At 50.4% G+C, this 20,839-nt stretch carries 12 protein-coding genes; 9 read left to right on the top strand and 3 right to left on the bottom strand.

Features of this window, described 5'->3' with window-relative positions; genetic code table 11:
- Positions 1 to 533: 533 nt before the first annotated feature.
- The 3 genes from BM257_RS14590 to BM257_RS10450 are packed head-to-tail and all read right to left on the bottom strand — an operon-like array spanning position 534 to position 8,261.
- The gene (locus tag BM257_RS14590) at positions 534 to 713 is read right to left on the bottom strand and encodes a hypothetical protein (RefSeq protein WP_143096829.1); all 180 of its coding nucleotides are present in this window, start codon (positions 711 to 713) and stop codon (positions 534 to 536) included.
- 13 nt (positions 714 to 726) lie between these two features.
- A complete protein-coding gene (locus BM257_RS10455; protein WP_143096828.1) occupies positions 727 to 3,096 on the bottom strand; it encodes a hypothetical protein in 2,370 nt (789 codons plus the stop codon).
- A 26-nt stretch (positions 3,097 to 3,122) separates the two neighbouring features.
- Positions 3,123 to 8,261 carry a hypothetical protein gene (locus tag BM257_RS10450; RefSeq protein WP_143096827.1) on the bottom strand — a complete coding sequence of 1,713 codons (5,139 nt, stop codon included), beginning with the start codon at positions 8,259 to 8,261 and terminating at the stop codon, positions 3,123 to 3,125.
- Between the two features lie 559 nt (positions 8,262 to 8,820).
- On the opposite strand from BM257_RS10450, the gene BM257_RS10440 reads away from it, so the two are divergent.
- From BM257_RS10440 to thrC, 9 genes are all read left to right on the top strand, one after another.
- Positions 8,821 to 9,681 (top strand): hypothetical protein, encoded by an 861-nt coding sequence (locus BM257_RS10440; protein WP_255405756.1) that lies wholly within the window; start codon positions 8,821 to 8,823, stop codon positions 9,679 to 9,681.
- A gap of 3 nt (positions 9,682 to 9,684) precedes the next feature.
- The gene (locus BM257_RS10435) at positions 9,685 to 10,113 is read left to right on the top strand and encodes a S24/S26 family peptidase (protein ID WP_255405755.1); all 429 of its coding nucleotides are present in this window, start codon (positions 9,685 to 9,687) and stop codon (positions 10,111 to 10,113) included.
- Positions 10,110 to 10,379, top strand: coding sequence for a PqqD family protein (locus tag BM257_RS10430; protein WP_092072066.1), 270 nt, complete (start codon positions 10,110 to 10,112; stop codon positions 10,377 to 10,379). Before BM257_RS10435 ends, BM257_RS10430 begins: the two co-directional genes overlap by 4 nt.
- Positions 10,376 to 11,998: an ABC transporter ATP-binding protein gene (locus BM257_RS10425; RefSeq protein ID WP_092072063.1), complete on the top strand. Its 1,623-nt coding sequence runs from the start codon at positions 10,376 to 10,378 to the stop codon at positions 11,996 to 11,998. Before BM257_RS10430 ends, BM257_RS10425 begins: the two co-directional genes overlap by 4 nt.
- Positions 11,999 to 12,122: 124 nt before the next feature.
- Positions 12,123 to 13,781, top strand: a complete 1,659-nt coding sequence (locus BM257_RS10420) for an AMP-binding protein (RefSeq protein WP_092072060.1) — start codon at positions 12,123 to 12,125, stop codon at positions 13,779 to 13,781.
- A gap of 11 nt (positions 13,782 to 13,792) precedes the next feature.
- A complete protein-coding gene (locus tag BM257_RS10415; protein ID WP_092072057.1) occupies positions 13,793 to 15,454 on the top strand; it encodes an AMP-binding protein in 1,662 nt (553 codons plus the stop codon).
- Positions 15,455 to 15,641: 187 nt separating this feature from the next.
- The gene (gene thrA, locus BM257_RS10410; RefSeq protein ID WP_092072054.1) at positions 15,642 to 18,119 is read left to right on the top strand and encodes a bifunctional aspartate kinase/homoserine dehydrogenase I; all 2,478 of its coding nucleotides are present in this window, start codon (positions 15,642 to 15,644) and stop codon (positions 18,117 to 18,119) included.
- Between the two features lie 97 nt (positions 18,120 to 18,216).
- Positions 18,217 to 19,461 (top strand): cofactor-independent phosphoglycerate mutase, encoded by a 1,245-nt coding sequence (locus BM257_RS10405; RefSeq protein ID WP_092072051.1) that lies wholly within the window; start codon positions 18,217 to 18,219, stop codon positions 19,459 to 19,461.
- Complete coding sequence (gene thrC / locus BM257_RS10400; RefSeq protein ID WP_092072048.1) at positions 19,458 to 20,801, top strand: threonine synthase; 1,344 nt, start codon at positions 19,458 to 19,460, stop codon at positions 20,799 to 20,801. The genes BM257_RS10405 and thrC overlap by 4 nt, the downstream gene beginning before the upstream one ends.
- Positions 20,802 to 20,839: the final 38 nt, after the last annotated feature.

Here is a 20,839-nt window from a genome sequence, read left to right as displayed (position 1 = left end):
AAAGGCTGTATATTCTATATATATATATTATTATATATATATTATATATAATATATATATAATAAATTTAATATCATGGTTTTTTGCAAATTAATAAACTGATATTTGATATTTGATATAACCCTTAACTGTGATCTGTGATTTGTGACTGCCATGATCCATACGGAAGAAGTTGACACCCTACCCTGGGAATCGTTGACGCTTTTACTAGAAAGGTTGACTTTCACTAACTGTCATCCGTCATTTGTCATAGCATTCAATGTCTTATGACTTACTGAAATCTGAAATCAATCATTGAAAACCGAATCAGAAAATCGGAACTGTTATTTGTTAACTGTTATTCAATAAGAACAAAACTGAGTATCTTATTTTGGATCATTCAGTCCCCAAATTTTCTTCACATCTTCTGTCACTCACCTGTCGCTGTGGCATCTTCGATGGTGCCTTGGGGTTTGTGCTCACAGGGGGTGACCCTTGTGCTCTTTAAAAGAAGCCCTGAGGATGCAATATCTTCAGGGCTTTTTTGTTTGTTATCAGTTCAACAGTTTTTCAATGTCGATGAATTCGTCTGTTTCCAGAAATGGTGACAGGGCTTCGCCTGTATTTATGTTTGGATCGTAGGGAACTTTTGTATTAGGCGAGCCACTGAGTAATGTCATCTGTGGGACGTTGACGATGTTGCAGAGGGGTGATATATATGTTTTCTTTTTCATAGCTGTTGTCTTTTTATCGATTGATTACCAATTTGCCATTCACGATATACATGTTACCTTTGCGCATGGTTGACGGGTCGATGCGAATGCCCTGCATGGTGTACACTTGCTTCTCGCCGTTGAGTGATGGCTTAAGCGTGCTGTTGTTAATCAGTGTGGCATCGTCGTTGAAATTAGCCAGCAACCGCATTTCTGAAGGTATGTCATTGTTGGCAAGCCAGGCGACATAAGCGGGCAGTATGTTGTTCTTGGGGTGATATTGATAGAAGCCCAGTTTATTGTAGCTGTCGTCGCCTGCAGGGCGGCCTAACGTGAAGAAGTTACTCATCAGTTCGGATGATGTCATATTGTGGCCACCTGGATCAACGCTGCCCTTGAAGAGATTGTTTTCATAATCGGTTGCAGCGCCTGGATTGTCGCCTTCATAGTGTGAGAGATAGAGTGGTCCGGTGCCCTCATAGGTGAGCAGCACAGGGGTCAACGCGGGTACTATCTGTGTGCCTAATTTCTGCAGATTGACATTGCCGTTGCTGAGTGAGGAGGCCCACCATGCTGTTACTCCCTCAGGCAGTTCCACTGGATAGCCCAGTATCATGGTGGACATGCCGCCCTCGTTACGATTGATGGGGAAGTATGTAAACATGTGGTTGGGGACGTCCTGATAGTCGGAGTAGAACAGGTTCCAATAGTCGGCATTGCTGTAGCCGTAGCCGCCGGAGGCCTGATAGCCGAGGAAGAGCTGATACTGGGTGCCGTCCTTGATAAATATGTCGAGCTCTTCCGGACAGCCGTCGAATGCATGTCCGCCCTTCAGTTTAAGGACTGGCGGGCGGTTCTCACCGTCGTCCACCTCGAGACCTGCCTCTACCCAAGTGTCCACATAGAGCGTCTTCAGATCCTTCATATTCTCAAAGGCATAGTCTGCAATGCTATCGGCAAATTCCTGATGAATGGTCAGAGTGGCCGGTGCCTTAACCGCCGTGAGCAGGTAGCGGTGATTCATGTCGTAGAGGGCATTGTCCTTCACGGCGCATCCAGAGAGGTCGTTGCTGAGCACAATGGTATGCTGCACCTCGTGGCGCTGCGGAAAGGCGATGCTGTCGATTGTTTCAGGAAGCGACACTCCATTCACTGCTCTAAGTTTTTCGAAAGCGTTGGCGCCGAGAGCGGTGTTGGTGAGCGTAATAGGGCTGAAATAGGATTGCTGGTTGCTGTTGACGATAAAGTCGTCGTAGGCCGCAGCACCGATGACTTTCTCTAGGACTACGTTGGCAGAGGTGACCTCCGTCCATTTGATAATGTCTTCTTCCACATACTTCATCCTCTCCACCTCCGTCTTGCTTCTCACACTGAGGTAGCCAGGGAGGTCGATAGCCTCGTAATTGTCTATGTGGCCCACATTCGTCGTGTAGAACGAGTCGCCTGGATTATAGCGCAAGAACACCTTCAGCTCGGGATAACCGTTAATAGGATAGACCCACTCGGCATCGTTTTCGCCGAAGAGCATGGGCGCTTTCAGCTCCTCCTCCGTGCATGCCGTGCCGCCGCCACCATCGACGCCGTCGTGGCGATTAAGATAGAAGCAATTAGCCACCTTTTGTCCGTTAATCTCACCGACAATGTAGCGGTAGTCTTTGTCGTGACCGATGACCTTACCGTTGAAGTAGCAGTGTTGCACACTGGAGCCGTCGCCGCCGCTCTCCATCTTGCCCACGATGCCGCCTATCTGGCTTCTGCCCTCCACGGAGCCGTCGGTGTAGCAATATTCAATCTCGTTACAGTCGTTGGCCACATAGCCGCAGAAAGTGCCAATCTCATCGCCGTCGTTGACATCCATCGCCTTCACCGTGCAGTTGACCACTGCGCAGTGGGAGATGAGACTGTGGTTATCCATCCTGCCACAGAGGGCACCCACATGCTCGTTACCGCCGTCGCCGGCCTTGATGACGACATTCTCCAACCTGAGGTTCACAATATCACCGCCGCATATCCATCCGAAGAGTCCGCGGTTGTCCACGCCGCCGTCGATATAGATATTCTTGATGGTGTGGCCCTGCCCGTCAAAGCGGCCGGCAAAGCGGTGGCTGTCAGTCCAGCCGATGGTCCAGGGCTGGATGTTGTGGTTGTTCAGGTCGATGTCGTTCATCAGGTAGATGGTCCAATCGTCGTAACTGTGGTGTCCGTTCTCAAAGTCCTCCGCCTTGTGGTGGAGGGCAATGAACTGGCCGGGCGTATAAATGTAGATGGTCTTGGTGTCATTATACGCTTTGAAATCCTCTGTCTTCTTGCCGTCCCAGATCAGATTGGGGTCGGTGATGTCCACCGCTCCGACCGACACAAACGCCAAAGCTGTCATTAAAAATGTCAATATAATCTTTTTCATAATTATCAGGTTTCAATTATCCTTTATCAATACGCAAACTTCACCGTCTCGTCGCCGGACGAAATCAGCACAACCCCGCGGTGCTGCATCATGGGGAAGACTGCCTTGCCGTCCTCTCCGGCTGTCTTGCGAGCCAGCACGGTGCCGTTGGCTTGGTAGAGACGTACATTCTCACCAGTTCTTACGCCGCTCACCACCAGATGGTCGCCGCTGCGGCTAACGTGCATCCGGGAGGCCTTGTCGCCGTTGCTGAAGACGTGCTGCACAGACACCACCTGGGACGAGGGACTGAGCGTTACCACGCCGCTGTTGTCGCTACCGCAGAAGGTGCCTCCCCTAAGACCCACGTATTGGTCTATGAGCGGGATTTTGTAGCCCAGCGTGGCGCCGACATACATCTTCTCCTTCTCGGTGACACCGGGCACCTTGAGCGTGACGTAGCCAGCCCGGTAGCTGCCGCAGTCGTACATGTAGCCGTCGCCCTTGTTGGTGTCTTCCAAGTTGCAGAGCAGCGTCTTGGTCTCGTACTTGATGTGGTCGTTGCCCTTCGTGGTGTAAACAATCGAGCCGTAGGACGTTTCCTTCAGGCCCACGATGATGGCAAAGTTCTTCGGCAGGCGGCGGCGGGAGTAGTTGCGCACGCAGATGGTGATGTAGTTGTCGCCGTTCTTGTCTACCTTCTGAGCCACCACGAAGCACTTCAGCTTCGGTTTGTAGGGGAAGAATAGGGCAGTGTTCTGCTCGCGGATGTTCTCCCCACGCTGACCTGCTTCAGCCATTGCCCTGGATGAACTATTAGATATCTCCTCCTTGTCGTTGAGACCGAGCACATCGTCGTACTCCACCGTCATTTTGGTGTCAATGCCGGCGCCCATAGTATAAGGTATATTAACACGCTCCGGTACGGATTGGCCGGCAGCGACGGTCATATTGAGCGGATAGGTCTTGTCATTGCCCACTTTCAGCACACAGTTCTTGATGGTCGAGGTGCCGTAGTTGGTGACGGTGACGAGCAGCGTGATCAAATCCTTGTGGCTCTGGAAGCCCTGGTTCTCTTGCGGGTCGAAGTCAACGGTGTAGCCAAAGGCGTTGCCGAAGTAAACCGCTTTGCGGTTGAGCTGGGTGTTGCCCTCCTGGTCGGTTCCCACAAAGCATACGTCAATCTTCTCCTTGGTCATGTAGCCATCGAACTTGTGGATGATGCCGTTCGCCTCCGTCTGCACAGCGGTGACAGGTGTACCCAGATGGAAGCTGCCGTCTTGGTTGGGCACCAGACGCGAAGCACGGATACACATACGCACGGTGTCGTTTTCGAGAACCTGTTCACGCCATAGCAGCGCCACATTGTTCAGCGACTTGGCTTCCATGTCGGGTACTATGACGAACTCGTCGATGTTGGAGCCGCTCATGATGAGTGAGGAGTTGATGCCTTTCTTTTCCTTACCGTCAATGCCGAAGCTCTTGATGCGTACGCACATCTCGTTCTTGGTGCTGTCAGCTATCGTCATCCAGCTCACCAAGTTGTAGTCGCCCACACGGTGCATGCCCACGGCCCCTACGATGTCGTCCATGGTCTGCGTCGTAACTATATTATTGCCGTCCACCATGATGCCGACGTTCTCATACTGAACGCTGGAGATACTTCTGCGCGCCACGATGAAGGCCGAAGTGCCGTCGTAGGCGACGCGGTAGTCCTTCAGGCAGAAGTCCTCGTTGAGCTCCACCAGCTTCACGGGCTCCGACCATGTCTCATTGCCGTCGAAGCGCGACATCATCAGATGGCCGTTCATCATGAGGTCGGACAGCTGCACGGTGTCTCCTTCCTGCACCCAGCTGCCCTTCTTTATGGTGCCCTCCTGCCAGATGACTATAGCCTTGCCATCGTCGGCCATAGCCAGACGCGGCCTGTAGGAAGCGGTCTCGGGAGAACTGTAGATAGGCTTGGGCTGGTACCACTTGGTGCCGGAGGTCTTCTTGGTGTAGTAGAGGTCATAGACGCGGCTGACCTGGTTCACCGTCACGTCAAGCGTCAGCGAATCCTCGAGTTGCTCCTTGGTGACTGTCGCAGTAGCCTGCTCCATCACCGCCAGGTCAAGACCGGGCACTGAGGCTGCATCGTAGTCGCTGCATCCGCCCGTACGCCAGTCGGAGATGATGGAGGGGTTGCCCAGAGAGGCCACCTCAACCGTCGTCTTGTTTGGGTCATCGGGATCGCCCTGGTTGCCCTGATAGATGATGTTCTCACCGCCTGAGATGAACTTCACCGGCATTTCTATGTCGGCTTGACTGCTTACTGCATCGCCTGGAAGAGCGGCGGCGCGAGCCTGATTATTGTCGGGATCGACATCATCGCTTAGGTAGTAGGCAAAATTCTTGTGGAAGGGGTTCGAGAAGTCTGTCGGCGTGAGGAGATGCTCATTGCCACCTTCCCAACCATAACTCTGTTGGTGTACTTTCCAGAAGAAAAGCTTCACCCAGTATTTGGCACTTGCGTTGGCAAACCAGTTCCAGGCACTGCCCGAGAATTCGTTCTGGAAATCCAATCGGGAGCCTAGGGCATACTTGAAGCCAGCGCCGGCACCCGCCTTCAGTTCGAAACCAACGTCGCCAAATACTGGAATCAGGGTGGGAAAAGGAATAGCAGCCGGCACCGCCACGATATATGGTACTTCGGTCCCGGTGGAGCCGTTGATGCTTGCCTGGCCGAAGAACTTGAAGGCCAAGGCGTGGTTCTTCAGCGGGTCGGGGAGATTCAGCGTGTTTTGGAAAGAATAGAGCCCCGTGTTAACACTGACATTCACGGCTGCGTGGGTTTGCACCCTCGGAACGAAAAAGTCGACGAGATCTTTCACCTTCGGTAGATTCGCTATAGCATTAAATTTCTTGACAATATCGGGCATGCCCTTTATTTTGCTGAGGGTTTGGAGCAATTCTCTGAAATCGAGGGTGAAGTTAGCACTCGCCGTAGCCTCTGCACGCAAGCCGACCTCATCGACGTACTTCATGCCGCGGAACCAGTGTTTCCAGTCGTTGCCCTCCAACGACAGCGGAAGGGAGAACTTACTATACAACTCCGCATAGGCACTATACTGCAGGTCGCCCACGGGTCTCGATATCTCATCTCTAGCAGACCCTCTCTGCAGAAACACCAGGTCGGCCGATAAGTCTTGATTTTCGAAATCGTATTCACCGGCCTTTTTCAACTGCAACTTGCTCGATTCCATCTCGTTAGGCCAGCATCTGCTCCTTGTTTCGATTAAGTCGTACTTTTCTTCGGTGCCGACGCCGAGGGTCAGCGTCGTCTGAAGCTTCTTGGTCTTGAAGAAATCGAGTTCGAGACCGATGCGGGCGTAGAACGGCTTCTTCATGGGAACGTTGAAGGTCAACTGAGGATAGGCGGCTGGCGCCATTTCTTTCGTCCAGTCTTCTGCCGCCTTTTGCGCTTCGTCTCCCTGGAGGCGCTCCGCAGCGTTAGCGAGGGCGTCAGCCTTCATCTTTTCCAGGTCGAGATACTTGTTGTAGAGGATGGGCAGAACCCGCACTGAGTCGCCGGCAAAGGCAACAGCGGGACGGCCTGAGGTGTTGATGTCGAGATATCCGTTCAGATTAAACCTCGTGATCCAGTATTTGTAGTCGAAGAGTGGGCTGGTGATAGGCCTCGTGTCGCCGGAGAGGTTATCATTGAGGATGGCGTTCTCCTCGGCATCGTTCTTCGCCTTCATGAGTGTGATGGCAGCGGAGGTTTCATAGGTTTTGGGTGCGACGATGGCCACCTCCATCCGGGCGAAGCGATAATACATCTTGTCGTCTGCCAGCTTCATCGTGTCCTTGTGTGAGGCATACTCGTCGTAGTAAACCGTCTCGGTGGTCTGAACGGGCAGGATGTCCGAAGATTGTATGCTGCTCACGTAGAAGTCGCCGCGACGGTCGAGCGTAGGCGTCAGCGTCGAGAGTATCGACGAGGTCACCCTGGGCGAAGTGACGGGTTCGGGGATGCTCTCCAGGAAGATGTCCACCTCCTCCCTGTCGCTGTCGATGATGCCCGTCGCATGGTTGTATGAGCCGGGATACATGCAGAGCTTCGGCAGGAAGCCGTCGCGGTAGCACTCTATGGTGGCGGGCTCGCCTTCAGTGAGCACATACAGACGGCCCGTCATGGGATCCTTGCCCCACTTGAGCAGTTGCTCACCAATCGGCGTGTTGATTGTGTCGGAGCGCACGGCGTTCATTGTCAGGTCGTCCGTATCGTAATAAGGCTCGTTATCACAGAAGAGATGCACCCACAGTGTGTCGTGATACGAGAAGAGTCGCGAATCCAAATAGGTGGGGTTCGGTGCTTCCAGATGCTTGTGCTTGTTATAAGGCATACTCGCACCCGTCGACACCGACACTGTGTTGTCACTCACATGGGTCACGGCGTCCCTGGCCCACCATTCGTGGTTGAGCTTGATGCGCTTGAAATTGTCAGCCATCAGATAGGCTTCAACCAGGTCGCCGCCGTCGTAGTCGTAGAAGGTGTAGAGCTTGTCCACCACCATGTTCTTAATGTAGGCCGTGTCGCTCAACTGTGTGTCGCTGTTGTAGCGAATCAGCTGCAGGGTATAGTCGCCATCGACGATGCGGCTCTTGTCGAGCATCACCGAACGCACGGAGGCCGAACCGTAGCTGTGGCTCTTGAAGGTGAAGGTCTTCGCCGTCTCCTCACCCTGACCCTGCGGCCATATCTTCACCTCAATCTGGTTCTCGGTGATGGGCGGCATGATGTAGGCATAGTTATTGGCGGAAAACACCTTCGTGTTGTTCAGCGAGGGGTCTGTGGTGCTCTTGATGCAGGTCACGCGGACGTGGAAAGGCCGGTTGCCCTGAGCCTTGTCCAGACGCAAGACGATGTACTGGTTGTCGCGGGCGTCGAAGATCTGCTTGTAGAAGCCCACGGTATCCTTTGGAGCAGGGTCGCGGAAGACCTCCTTGAGGGCATCCATCTCGGCGCCGTTGTCCTGTATGAACTGATTGATTTCCTCCCATTGGAACTTACTTATGTCTGTCCATGAATCCAACTGACTCAAATTTACTGCACGCTCCACAGTAAAGTCATCAGCCAATGCATTCGCTCCATAAGTAAACAGCAATAATGCTAAAAACGATTTTCGTAGTAACTTTTTCATATTCAGGTTTTAATTAATCATAGCACAAATATACTATTTTCCCCATAGTCAGTGATGCTTGGAACACTAGGGACAGGTGAGCGTTTCACTCCTTTTCATATGCTCATAGGGATGTATCTTTATGAGGTAAGCGTAAGGTGTTTCTGCTCTAGTAAGTGCCCTTGTCGATGATTGTATTATCCACTTGGGGAAGTAAGTATTCGGAACATAGTATTATATTTGTTTTAAGTTATTGCTTAGTGCAAAGATAAAGATTATTTCTGAAAGTAGCAAATCTTTCAATGGATTTTTTAAAGATATATGGTTCCACATAGTTGCAGAATATGTCATAGGACGGGTAAGTGACATTTGAATCCGCATAATCTGTGCTCACAGGTTACAAGTCGAATGTCATAAAGTTACTCTATTTTTTTGATGTTCTCATAAATATTTCGTACCTTTGCGGTCTAAAAGCGCATAAAAAGCGTGTTTGTAAACATTATGAGAGAAATAAAGTTTTGGACGATAGCCGCCATCCTCATGATTTGCGGCGCAAGTATGCTGACATCGTGCAGCAGTGATGATGACAATGATAACGACCAGATATTACAAGGTTGCTGACCATGTGTTTGGCATACAAACAGCTGTTGAGGACTTTGCGCTGATGCGGAACTATGAGCCGTTCTGTTGGGACAAAGACACAGCATTATTCATTCTGACCATCGAGGACGGTGAGCGTATCGACTATACCGAGGAGCTGCGTCAGGAAGAGGAAGGTCAGGAAATCTTCTGTGGCAAGACAGCCGATGGCAAGTCGGTATTTGAGTTCCGTTGGCAATACGAGACAGCCGGCTGGCTGGTATGTCCTGACGACTACCACGAAGGACTGTTGGTGATGACAGGTAAATATCGCAAGCTCGCCATTGACAATGCGCTGATGGTGTTATACGCTCTTGCCACAGCACCGCATGACACCGTATTATTCCATGCCGCTGTCGTGAGTCACAAAGAAAAGGCTTATATGTTTTTAGGTAAGAGCGGTACGGGGAAGAGCACCCATGCCCGTCTATGGCTGAAATATATTGAGGGGACGGCATTGGTAAACGACGACAACCCTGTGGTACGCATCCAGCATGATGGCGCAACGGTCTATGGCAGTCCTTGGAGCGGCAAGACCCCCTGTTATCGAAATGTCTGTTACCCGTTGGGTGGTATCGTGCTGCTCAGTCAGGCACCCTATAACAAGATACGTCGTCTGAAAGGTATCGAGGCCTACGCATCATTAGTACCCAGTATTAGTGGTAAGCGGTGGGACCAGCATGTTGCTGACGGACTGCATCAGACAGAGAATGCCCTTGCCATGACGACACCCGTCTTCCATCTTGAGTGTCTGCCCGATGAGGAAGCGGCTAAGGTTTGCCAGGAGGCAGTTGAGAGTTGACAGATGATTAGTGATCATGAGATATTAGAGGAGGCGACCCGATTGGCAAAAGAGGGGCTGAGTGTGACGTTACCCGTCAAAGGCAACAGCATGCTTCCTTTTATTATTGGTGGCAAGGAGAGTGTCATCCTCCAGAAACCAGATCATCCCAAGGTGGGTGATGTGGTACTCGCCTGGGTGGAGAACTGTCGTTATGTGGTACACCGCATCATCAAGATCGACGGTCATGACGTGGTACTGATGGGTGATGGCAACATCATCGGCACAGAACACTGTAAGATTGACGACATCTGTGCGATAGCCACTCATGTGGTAAGTGCTGACGGCAAGCGACATGACTTATACAGCAAATGGCGCATGCGTGCCACCAGGCTCTGGTGGTATTTGCGACCTATTAGAAGATATATATTAGCAATATACAGAAGATTATGAGAATCAAAAAAGAATTTGTACTACGTGAGGTTTGTGGTGAGCACGTCATCACTGGTGAAGGACTTGCCGCTGTCAACTTCGGCAGACTGCTTGCCCTCAATGAGACGGCGGCATGGTTGTGGAAGCAGGCAGACGCCATGGGCGACTTCACCGTCGAGCAACTTGCCGACAAGCTCTGCGAGGAATATGAGGTTAGCAACGATGTCGCAAAAGAGGATGTTGCCAAAATCATCAATCAATGGCAAAAAGAAGGAGTTATTGAATGAAATACGTCACATGGCTGTGGCTTAACATGAGGGGCATCCGCTGGAACACAGCGATGCGTGTCATCATCGGTATCGGGCAAGTAGGACTCGGACTGATGATGGTATGGCTCAGCCGTGTGTTTATTGACAAGACCATCCGTTCCGGGAGCGCCGAGGATGTCATGCAAATGGTATTATGGCTGGTCATGACAGTGGTAGGCGGTGTGGTATTACGACAGGTATATTACTACATGACGACCACCGCCAATGTGCGCCAGACCAATATGCTGCGCCTCAGGATATTCAGCAGACTCTTCCACCGTCAGCTCTTTGGTGACAAGACCATGCACTCCGGGGATATCACCTCACGACTTGCCAAGGACATTGACACGGTGAGCTCTGTGACAACAGACTCCATACCCCAGATGAGTGTCACCATGATACAGCTCTGTGGTGCCTTCCTGATGATGCGATGGTTTGACGCCCGTCTCGCATGGGCTTTGCTCATACTCACCCCCGTTGCCATCATCTTCGGAAAGCTCATCGCCAGGAAATTACGGAAGATGACTCTCGACATCAGACAAGACGAGAGTAAGATACAGATGCAGGTGCAGGAGACCATGGAGCATAATGCCGTGTTACGTTCCCTGGGCAGTGAGCAATGGGTGACAGAGCGCCTGGACACGATGCAGCAACGTCTGCAAGGTAATGTGATGCGACGGACCCGTTTCACCGTCATCACCCGACTGATCATGGGCTGTGTCTTCGGACTGGGCTACCTGATGGCTTTCGTATGGGGAGGTATCGGACTGCGAAACGGTACCATCACCTTTGGTGTGATGACCTCCTTCCTGCAGTTGGTGGGTATGATACAACATCCTATCCTGCAGATGCTGAACATGGTTCCTGGCATCATCCACGCCACAGCAAGTATCGACAGGCTGGAGGAACTGGACCAGACAGAGCAGGAGTTTACCACTGAGGGGCGCACACCAGAGAAAGAGGTACCAGGTATCCGTTTTAACAATACGTCATTCCATTATGCTGACGGCGACCGTCTGGTGGTCGATCATTTCAGTCATGACTTCAAAGCAGGCAGCAAGACCGCTATCATGGGAGAGACAGGCATCGGCAAGACAACACTCTTCAGACTGTTGCTCGGTTTCATCAAGCCCACAGAAGGGAGTATCACCTTGTATACCAACGACAGGGAGCACATGATAGGTATCCAGACACGTCCTAACTTCGTCTTTGTACCACAAGGAAACACCTTGATGAGCGGCAGCATCCGCTATAATCTCCAACTCGCCAAGCCCAATGCCACAGACGATGAGCTGTTGGCTGTGCTCCATACCGCTTGCGCTGATTTCATCAATGACCTGCCACAAGGACTCAGTACCGAGCTGGGAGAACGGGGCAAGGGACTCAGTGAGGGACAAGCCCAACGCATCGCCATTGCCCGTGGACTGCTGTGTCCCGGTAATATCCTGTTGCTTGACGAGATCAGCAGCAGTCTCGACGGACCTACGGAACAAGAGCTATACAAACGACTCTTCACTAACTGCAAGGAGAAGACCATGTTGTTTATCACCCATCGCAAAACAGTTAGTGAATTATGCGACGAGGTCATACGATTGTGAGGATTATTTGTCCCATTTTACCTTTTTTGTAATATTTTTACCTGAACCTTCAAAAAACTGCACAAAATTTTTGCGAATGTGCAGGAAAGATATTACCTTTGCACAAAATTTTGAAGATTGTGCAATGAACGACATACCAAGTTTCAACTCCTATATCGTTAAGACGATTAAGGAGAACTGGCTGCTCGACGCGCTGACAGACTATAAAGGTTCTACGTTGCAGTATCACGACGTAGCCCGCAAGATAGAGAAACTGCATATCATGATGGAGGCTGCGGGAATAGAGAAAGGTGACCGCATCGCCGTTTGTGGACGTAACTCCGCCCATTGGGCTGTAGCCTATCTCGCCACCCTCACCTATGGCGCCATCATCGTGCCTATCCTCCATGAGTTCAATGGAGAGCAGATACATAATATCGTCAACCACTCCGAATCCAAGTTGTTATTCGTAGGCGACTATGTGGTCAACCTCATCGACCCGAAGGAGATGCCAGAACTGGAGGGAATCTTCAACCTTCCTGACTTCTCCCTACACACCTGCAGAAACGAGAAACTGATGGATGCCCGTGAGCACCTCAACCTGTTGTTCGGTGAGAAATACCCCATGGCGTTCCGTGCTGAGCATATCAACTGGTACGTCGACGACCCAGAGGAGTTGTGTATGCTCAACTATACGAGTGGTACGACTGGGTTCTCGAAGGGTGTGATGATACCCTACCGTGCTCTATGGGGTAACGTGGATTTCTGTATCAAACGCTTAGGAATGCAGATACCGAAATACAGTCGTATGCTGAGTATCCTGCCTATGGCACATATGTACGGACAGGCTATTGAGTTCCTCTTCCCCTTCTGCTCAGGTTACCACCTGTTTTTCCTGACTCGTCTACCCTCCCCAGCTATTATCGCAGAGGCTTTCAAGACGGTAAGACCCCATCTGGTGGTTGCCGTTCCCTTGATTATCGAGAAGATTATCCGCAAACGGGTATTCCCAAAGATACAGAGCAATGCCGTGAAGATCCTGCTGCAGATGCCCGTCGTCTCCAAGAAAGTGAAGGAGCGTATCTGTCAGGAGGTATATGCCGCCTTTGGTGGTGAGGCTTATGAGGTTATCGTGGGTGGTGCTCCTCTGAACCAGGAGATCGAGAAATTCATGATGGACATCGAGTTTCCTATCACTGTCGGCTATGGCACCACAGAATGTGCACCACTGATTACCTATAGCGACTACCATGACTTTGTGTCTGGCTCCTGTGGAACAGCAGTAGACCATATGGAGGTGAAGATCCTGTCCAGCAACCCACAGGAGATTGCCGGGGAGATTGTGACGCGAGGCACCAACGTGATGCTGGGCTATTACAAGAACGAAGAGGCTACCCGTAAGGCACTCGACGAGGACGGCTGGTATCATACCGGCGACCTTGCCACGATGTCGTGGGATGGTCATCTGTTTATCCGTGGACGCTCGAAGAACATGCTGTTGGGAGCCAACGGACAGAACGTCTACCCGGAGGAGATCGAGGATAAGCTCGGTTCCATGACACTGGTCAGTGAGTGTATCATCGTACAGCGTGGTGAGCATCTCGTCGGATTGGTTTACCCTGATATGGACGAGGCAAAGGAGATGGGATTCTCTGAGGAGGACCTGCAGAACGTGATGGAACAAAACCGTCAGCAACTCAATGAGATACTGCCACCATACAGTCGTCTCAACATGATTGAGCTCCGTGAGGAGGAGTTCGAGAAAACACCGAAGAAGAGCATTAAACGTTACTTATACAAATAACCGTAATCGATATGGAAAACGTACCCAGTTTTAATCAACTTATACAGCAGAGCATCATCGACAATTGGGACCTCGATGCACTGACTGACTACAAAGGAGCCACCCTGCAATTCCATGACGTGGCACGTAAGATAGAGAAACTGCACATCCTGTTTGAGAACTGTGGTGTGGTAAAGGGCGACAAGATAGCCCTCTGTGGACGTAACTCCAGTCAGTGGGCTGTGGCTTTCCTTGCCACCCTGACCTACGGAGCTATCGCCGTACCTATCCTCCATGAGTTCATGGCAGACCAGATTCATAATATCGTCAACCACTCGGATTCCAAGCTGCTCTTCGTAGGTGATCATGTAGCGACACAGATTGACCCCACACAGATGCCACATTTGGAGGGTATCATCAACAACCCCGACTACTCGCTGATGCTGTCACGCACGGACAAGCTGACCTATGCCCGAGAGCATCTGAATGAGTTGTACGGCAAGAAATTCCCCAAATATTTCCGTAAGGAACACGTACATTATTATATAGAGGAGAGTGGCGAGGAACTGGCAATGATCAACTACACCTCCGGCACAACAGGTTTCTCGAAGGGTGTCATGGTACCCTATCGTGCCCTCTGGTCAAACTACGACTTCGCGGAGTATGTGTTAGGCAAGATTATCGACAAGGGAGACCGTATCATCTCCATCCTCCCGATGGCACACATGTACGGTATGGCTTTCGAGTTTATCTTTGAGTTCCTGCATGGCTGTCATGTATATTATCTCAACCGCATCCCCTCACCTGCCATCATCGCACAGGCTTTTGCGGAGATCAAACCGAAGATTATCATCGCCGTACCACTGGTCATCGAGAAGATTATCCGTAAGAAGGTATTCCCCAAGATACAGAATAACCGCATGAGACTGCTGCTGTCGATGCCTGTCATCTCGAAGAAGGTACGACAGATGATCTGCAAAGAGGTGGTGAAGGCTTTCGGCGGCGAGCTCTATGAGGTGATCATCGGTGGCGCTGCCTTCAACCAGGAGGTGGAGTCTTTCCTGAAGAAAATCGAGTTCCCCTATACTGTCGGCTATGGCGCTACAGAGTGTGCCCCGATTATCTGTTACCGTGACTGGCAGACCTTCGCACAGGGCTCCTGTGGACAGGCTGCCTACCACATGGAGGTGAAGATTAACTCCAGCGACCCTGCCCATAAACCTGGTGAGATTCTCGCCAAGGGACTTAATGTGATGCTGGGTTACTATAAGAACGAGGAAGCCACCAAGGAGACGCTCGACGAGGAAGGCTGGTACCATACTGGTGACCTCGGCACGATGGACTATGACGGAAATGTGTTTATTAACGGACGTTCAAAGAACATGCTGTTAGGTCCTAATGGACAGAATATCTACCCAGAGGAGATTGAGGACAAGCTGAACTCTCTGACACTGGTCGTCGAGAGTGTTGTGGTACAGCGTGACACGAAACTCGTCGGACTGGTATATCCCGACTATGACGAGGCGAAGAACATGAACTTCAACGAGGAGGATATCAAGAATATCATGGAACAGAACCGTCAGCAACTGAACGAACAGTTGCCTGCCTATGAGAAGATTACGGAAATAGAGATCCGCACGGAGGAGTTCGCCAAGACCCCCAAGCGTAGTATCAAACGTTTCCTGTATAGTTAGAATGTAAAAATTAGAAAATTATAAAAGGCAATAATTAATAAGTAAAAATGCGGGGAAACTCGCATTTTTACATTTTTTACATTTTTACATTATTACATTATTACATTTTTCATTACCTTTGCACCGCCAATGGAGTAAGCCCTGCTTGTTAAAGGGTACCGTCTGGCAAGATAAATTGCATAGAGATATGAAAGTAATGAAATTCGGCGGAACGTCCGTAGGTTCCGTAAAAAGCATTCTTAGCTTGAAGAAAATTGTGGAGACAGAGGCTCGGACGCAACCTGTCGTAGTAGTAGTAAGTGCACTTGACGGCATCACCGACAAACTGATCGCCACATCACAGATGGCAAAACAGGGCGACGACCGCTATCGTGAGGAATTCGACGCGATGGTGACACGCCACCACCAGATGATTGATGCCATCATCTCCGATGACAAAAAGCGCGTAGACTTATTCAACAATGTAGACCAGCTCTTCGACCAGTTGAAGAGTATCTACTATGGTGTGTATCTCATTCACGACCTGTCGAAGAAGACAGAGGACACCATCGTATCGTATGGTGAGCGTCTGTCGTCACACATCGTCGCCGCCATGGTGAAGAACGGTATCCGTATGAATGCCCGTGACTTCATCCGTACAGAGCGTAAACAGGGCAAGCATGTGATTGACGCTGACCTGACCACACAACTGGTAAAGGAGTCTTTCAGTTCAGTAGGTAGCGACCCTACCGCAACAAACAAGGTGTATGTGGTACCTGGCTTCATTGCCCGCGACCGTGATACCCATGAGACAACAAACCTGGGACGTGGTGGCTCAGACTATACCGCCTCTATCATAGCCGCTGTATTGAATGCTGAATGTCTGGAGATATGGACGGATGTGGACGGTTTCATGACTGCCGACCCGAAAGTCATCAAGACAGCCTATACCATCAATGAGCTTTCTTATATCGAGGCGATGGAGCTTTGTAACTTCGGTGCGAAGGTCATCTATCCCCCGACGATATACCCTGTCTGTGTCAAGAATATCCCTATCAGGGTCAAGAACACTTTCAATCCCGAGCATCCGGGAACACTTATCAAGGCAAAGATTGACGACGACCAGAAACCTATCAAGGGTATCTCCAGTATCAAGGGTACTTCTTTGATTACTGTCACTGGTCTGTCGATGGTGGGTGTCATCGGTGTGAACCGCCGTATCTTCACCACCCTTGCCAATAAAGGCATCTCTGTGTTTATGGTATCACAGGCTTCTTCTGAGAACTCCACCTCTATTGGTGTACGTGACGAGGATGCCGCTGCCGCTGCAGAAGTACTCAACGCTGAGTTCGCCAAGGAGATTGAGACGGGTGCCATGTTCCCCATGCAGGTGGAGAGCGGTCTTGCTACCATCGCTATCGTGGGTGAGAATATGAAACAGACACCAGGTATCGCTGGTAAACTCTTCGGTACCCTCGGACGTTCTGGTATCAGTGTGATCGCCTGTGCTCAGGGTGCCTCTGAGACGAATATCTCATTCGTAGTGGACGGCAAGTTCCTGCGCAAGTCACTCAACGTACTGCACGACTCGTTCTTCCTGTCAGAATACAAGGTGTTGAACATCTTCATCTGTGGTATTGGTACCGTGGGGGGTATGCTGCTCGAACAGATTCGTACCCAGCAGCAGTTCCTCATGCAGTCAAGACGATTGAAACTGAATGTGGTGGGTATCTCCGATGTGGACAACTTCGTACTGGATCGCGATGGTATTGACCTTGACAACTATGAGAAGATCCTGCGTGCAGGATTCAAGGCAGACACAGAGCACATGCGTGAGGAGATTATCAAGATGAACATCTTCAACAGCGTCTTCGTCGATTGTACGGCAAGTCGTCAGATCGCACAACTCTATCAGACATTCTTGGAGCATAATATATCCGTGGTGGCTGCCAATAAGATTGCCGCCTCCAGTGACTACGACAGTTATCTGAAACTGAAACAGACGGCCCGTGATCGTGGTGTCTGGTTCCGCTATGAGACGAACGTAGGTGCTGGTTTGCCGATTATCGGTACCATCAATGACCTCTGTAATTCTGGTGATAAGATTCTGAAGATTGAGGCAATCCTGAGTGGTACGCTGAACTTCATCTTCAACGAGATAGCAGCAGACGTTCCTTTCTCTGAGACGGTACGTCGTGCCAAGGAGCAGCGTTACTCTGAGCCTGACCCACGTATAGACCTCAGTGGTACGGACGTGATCCGTAAACTGGTGATCCTCACCCGTGAGGCTGGTTATAAAGTGGAACAGGCTGACGTGGAGAAACACCTCTTCGTTCCTGACAGTTACTTTGAGGGAAGTCTCGATGACTTCTGGGCTAAACTGCCGGAACTCGATGCTGACTTCGAGACTCGCCGTCAGAGACTGGAAGCCGAGAATAAGCGCTGGCGTTTCGTCGCAACGATGGAAGCCGACGAGAACGACCCATCGAATTTCAAGACGAGCGTCGCACTGAAGGAAGTTCCTTATGGTCATCCTTTCTATGGACTGGAAGGTTCTAACAACATCGTATTGCTCACCACTGAGCGTTACAAGGAGTACCCGATGCTGATCCAGGGTTATGGAGCCGGTGCCGCTGTGACTGCCGCTGGTGTCTTCGCCAACATCATGTCAATCGCTAATATTTAGCGATTGACAATGTAAAAATGATATAATTTAAAAATGTAAGAATGCCAAACTGTAATTTTTACATTTTATAATTATTAAATTGTAAAATCATTACGAAGTGAAACGAGTAATAATTTTAGGAGATGGTATGGCAGATCTTCCCGTCGAGCGACTCGGTGGAAAGACGTTGCTGCAATATGCCCATAAGCCGATGATGGACCAACTGGCAAAGGAAGGTCGTTGTGGACGATTAGTGACTGTACCTGAAGGGTTTCCTCCCGGTAGTGAGGTGGCTAACACCGCTATTCTTGGCTATGACTTAAATAAAGTGTATGAAGGGCGTGGTCCCTTGGAGGCTGCCTCTATCGGTTATGAGATGGCTGATGACGATTTCGCCATCCGCTGTAATATCATCACCATTGAGGATGGAAAAATTATCACGCATAATGGTGGCAACTTAGAGACAGATGATGCCCGTGTTCTCATTGAGTATCTCAACGAACACTTAGGCAGTGACCGTGTGAGGTTCATTACCGGTATTCAATATCGTCACCTATTGGTCATCAAGGGAGGTAACAAGCACATCGTTTGTGCCCCACCCCATGACCATCCGAATGAGGAGTGGAGACCATTACTTGTAAAACCAGAGAACTCCGAGAACTCTGAGAACTCTGAGAACTCCCGTCTCACCCCTCAACAAACTGCCGACCTCATCAATGACCTCATCCTGAGATCACAGGAACTTCTTGCCAAACACCCTTACAATCTTGCAAAGGCTGCCAAGGGTGAACGACAGGCAAATAGTATCTGGCCGTGGAGCGGAGGTTATCGTCCGTCCATGGAGACACTGATGCAGCAATATCCTGAGATCAAGAGTGGTGCTGTTATCTCGGCTGTCGACCTGATCCAAGGCATTGGCAAATACGCTGGTCTGCGTATCATCAAAGTTCCTGGTGCCACAGGACTCGCTGATACCAACTACGAAGGAAAGGCACTGGCTGCTATTGACGCACTCCGACAAGACGATTTCGTCTTTGTTCATGTGGAGGCAAGTGACGAGGCTGGTCATGATGGTGACCTTGATTTGAAACTCAAGACCATCGAGTATCTTGACCAACGACTTATTGCCCCTATCTATCATGAGGTGAAGGACTGGCAGGATGATGTCTGTATCGCTGTACTCCCCGACCATTTGACACCTGTTGAGCAGCGCATCCACGTCGGTCAGCCCGTTCCGTTCCTGATATGGCATCGTGGCATTGAGCCCGATGACGTACAAGAGTATGACGAAGTTTCATGTGTCAATGGTTCCTACGGTCTGCTGAGATTAAATGAATTTATGAACGAATTTATGAAGATATGAAATACTATAGCACAAATGGGAAGGCACCCATTGCCGACCTGCAGAAAGCCGTCGTGAAAGGACTGGCAGAAGATCGGGGACTCTACATGCCCGAACGTATCAAACAACTGCCCAAAGAGTTCTTCGACACCATCGAGACGAAGAGTTTCCAGGAGATAGCCTATACCGTTGCCGATGCTTTCTTCGGTGAGGATGTAGAGGCAGAGGCACTGAAGAAGATTGTCTATGACACACTGTCGTTCGACTGCCCCGTAGTGAAGGTGAAAGATAATATCTACACGCTGGAACTCTTTCATGGTCCTACCCTCGCCTTCAAGGATGTGGGTGCCAGGTTCATGGCAAGACTGTTGCAGTATTTTATCAAGAAGTCAGGAGACAGGAGTCAGGAGGACAAAGAGGTCAACGTCCTCGTAGCCACCAGCGGCGATACGGGAAGTGCTGTTGCCAACGGCTTCCTCGGAGTGGACGGCATCCACGTCTATGTGCTCTATCCTAAGGGAAAGGTCAGCAAGATTCAGGAGAGCCAGTTTACCACCCTTGGCAAGAACATCACTGCCGTGGAGGTGGACGGTGTCTTCGACGACTGTCAGGCACTGGTGAAGAACGCCTTTATGGACGAGGAACTGAACAAGCACATGAGACTCACCTCTGCCAACAGCATCAATGTCGCCCGTTTCTTGCCACAGGCATTCTATTATTTCAATGCCTATGCCCGCATGAAGGAAAATGTAAAAACTGGAAAATGTAATAATGTAAATATTGAGGAAGACCTCGTGATGTGTGTGCCATCTGGTAATTTCGGAAATATCTGTTCCGCTCTGTTCGGACATGCCATGGGACTGCCCATCAAGCGTTTCATTGCTGCCAATAATGCCAACGATATCTTCTATAAGTATCTGCAGACAGGAAAGTACGAGCCGAAACCTTCCGTGCAGACCCTTGCCAATGCGATGGATGTGGGCGACCCTTCTAACTTCGCCCGTATCTACGACCTCTACGGCAAGAGCCACGAGCGCATCAGCAGCCTGATCAGTGGTGCCACCTATAGTGACGCACAGATTGAGGAGACCATGCGCCAGTGTTATCAGGAGACGGGCTATACCCTCGACCCACATGGTGCCTGTGGCTATCGTGCCTTACAGGAAGGACTGAAAGATGGTGAGGTCGGAGTGTTCTGCGAGACTGCCCACCCTGCTAAGTTCAAGGAGACTGTAGACCGCATCATCGGTGGTGACGTTGAGATACCTGAACGCCTTGCCGCTTTCATGAGAGGTCAGAAACAAAGTGTTGAACTCAGTAAGAACTTCGAAGACTTCAAGGCGTTCCTCATGTCAAGATAATCACTCCCCTCTCAGAAGGAGAGGGGTTGGGGGTGAGG

It is taken from the genome of Prevotella sp. tf2-5, from assembly GCF_900115435.1.
GTDB lineage: Bacteria > Bacteroidota > Bacteroidia > Bacteroidales > Bacteroidaceae > Prevotella.
This window is presented reverse-complemented; position numbering and strand designations above follow the sequence as displayed.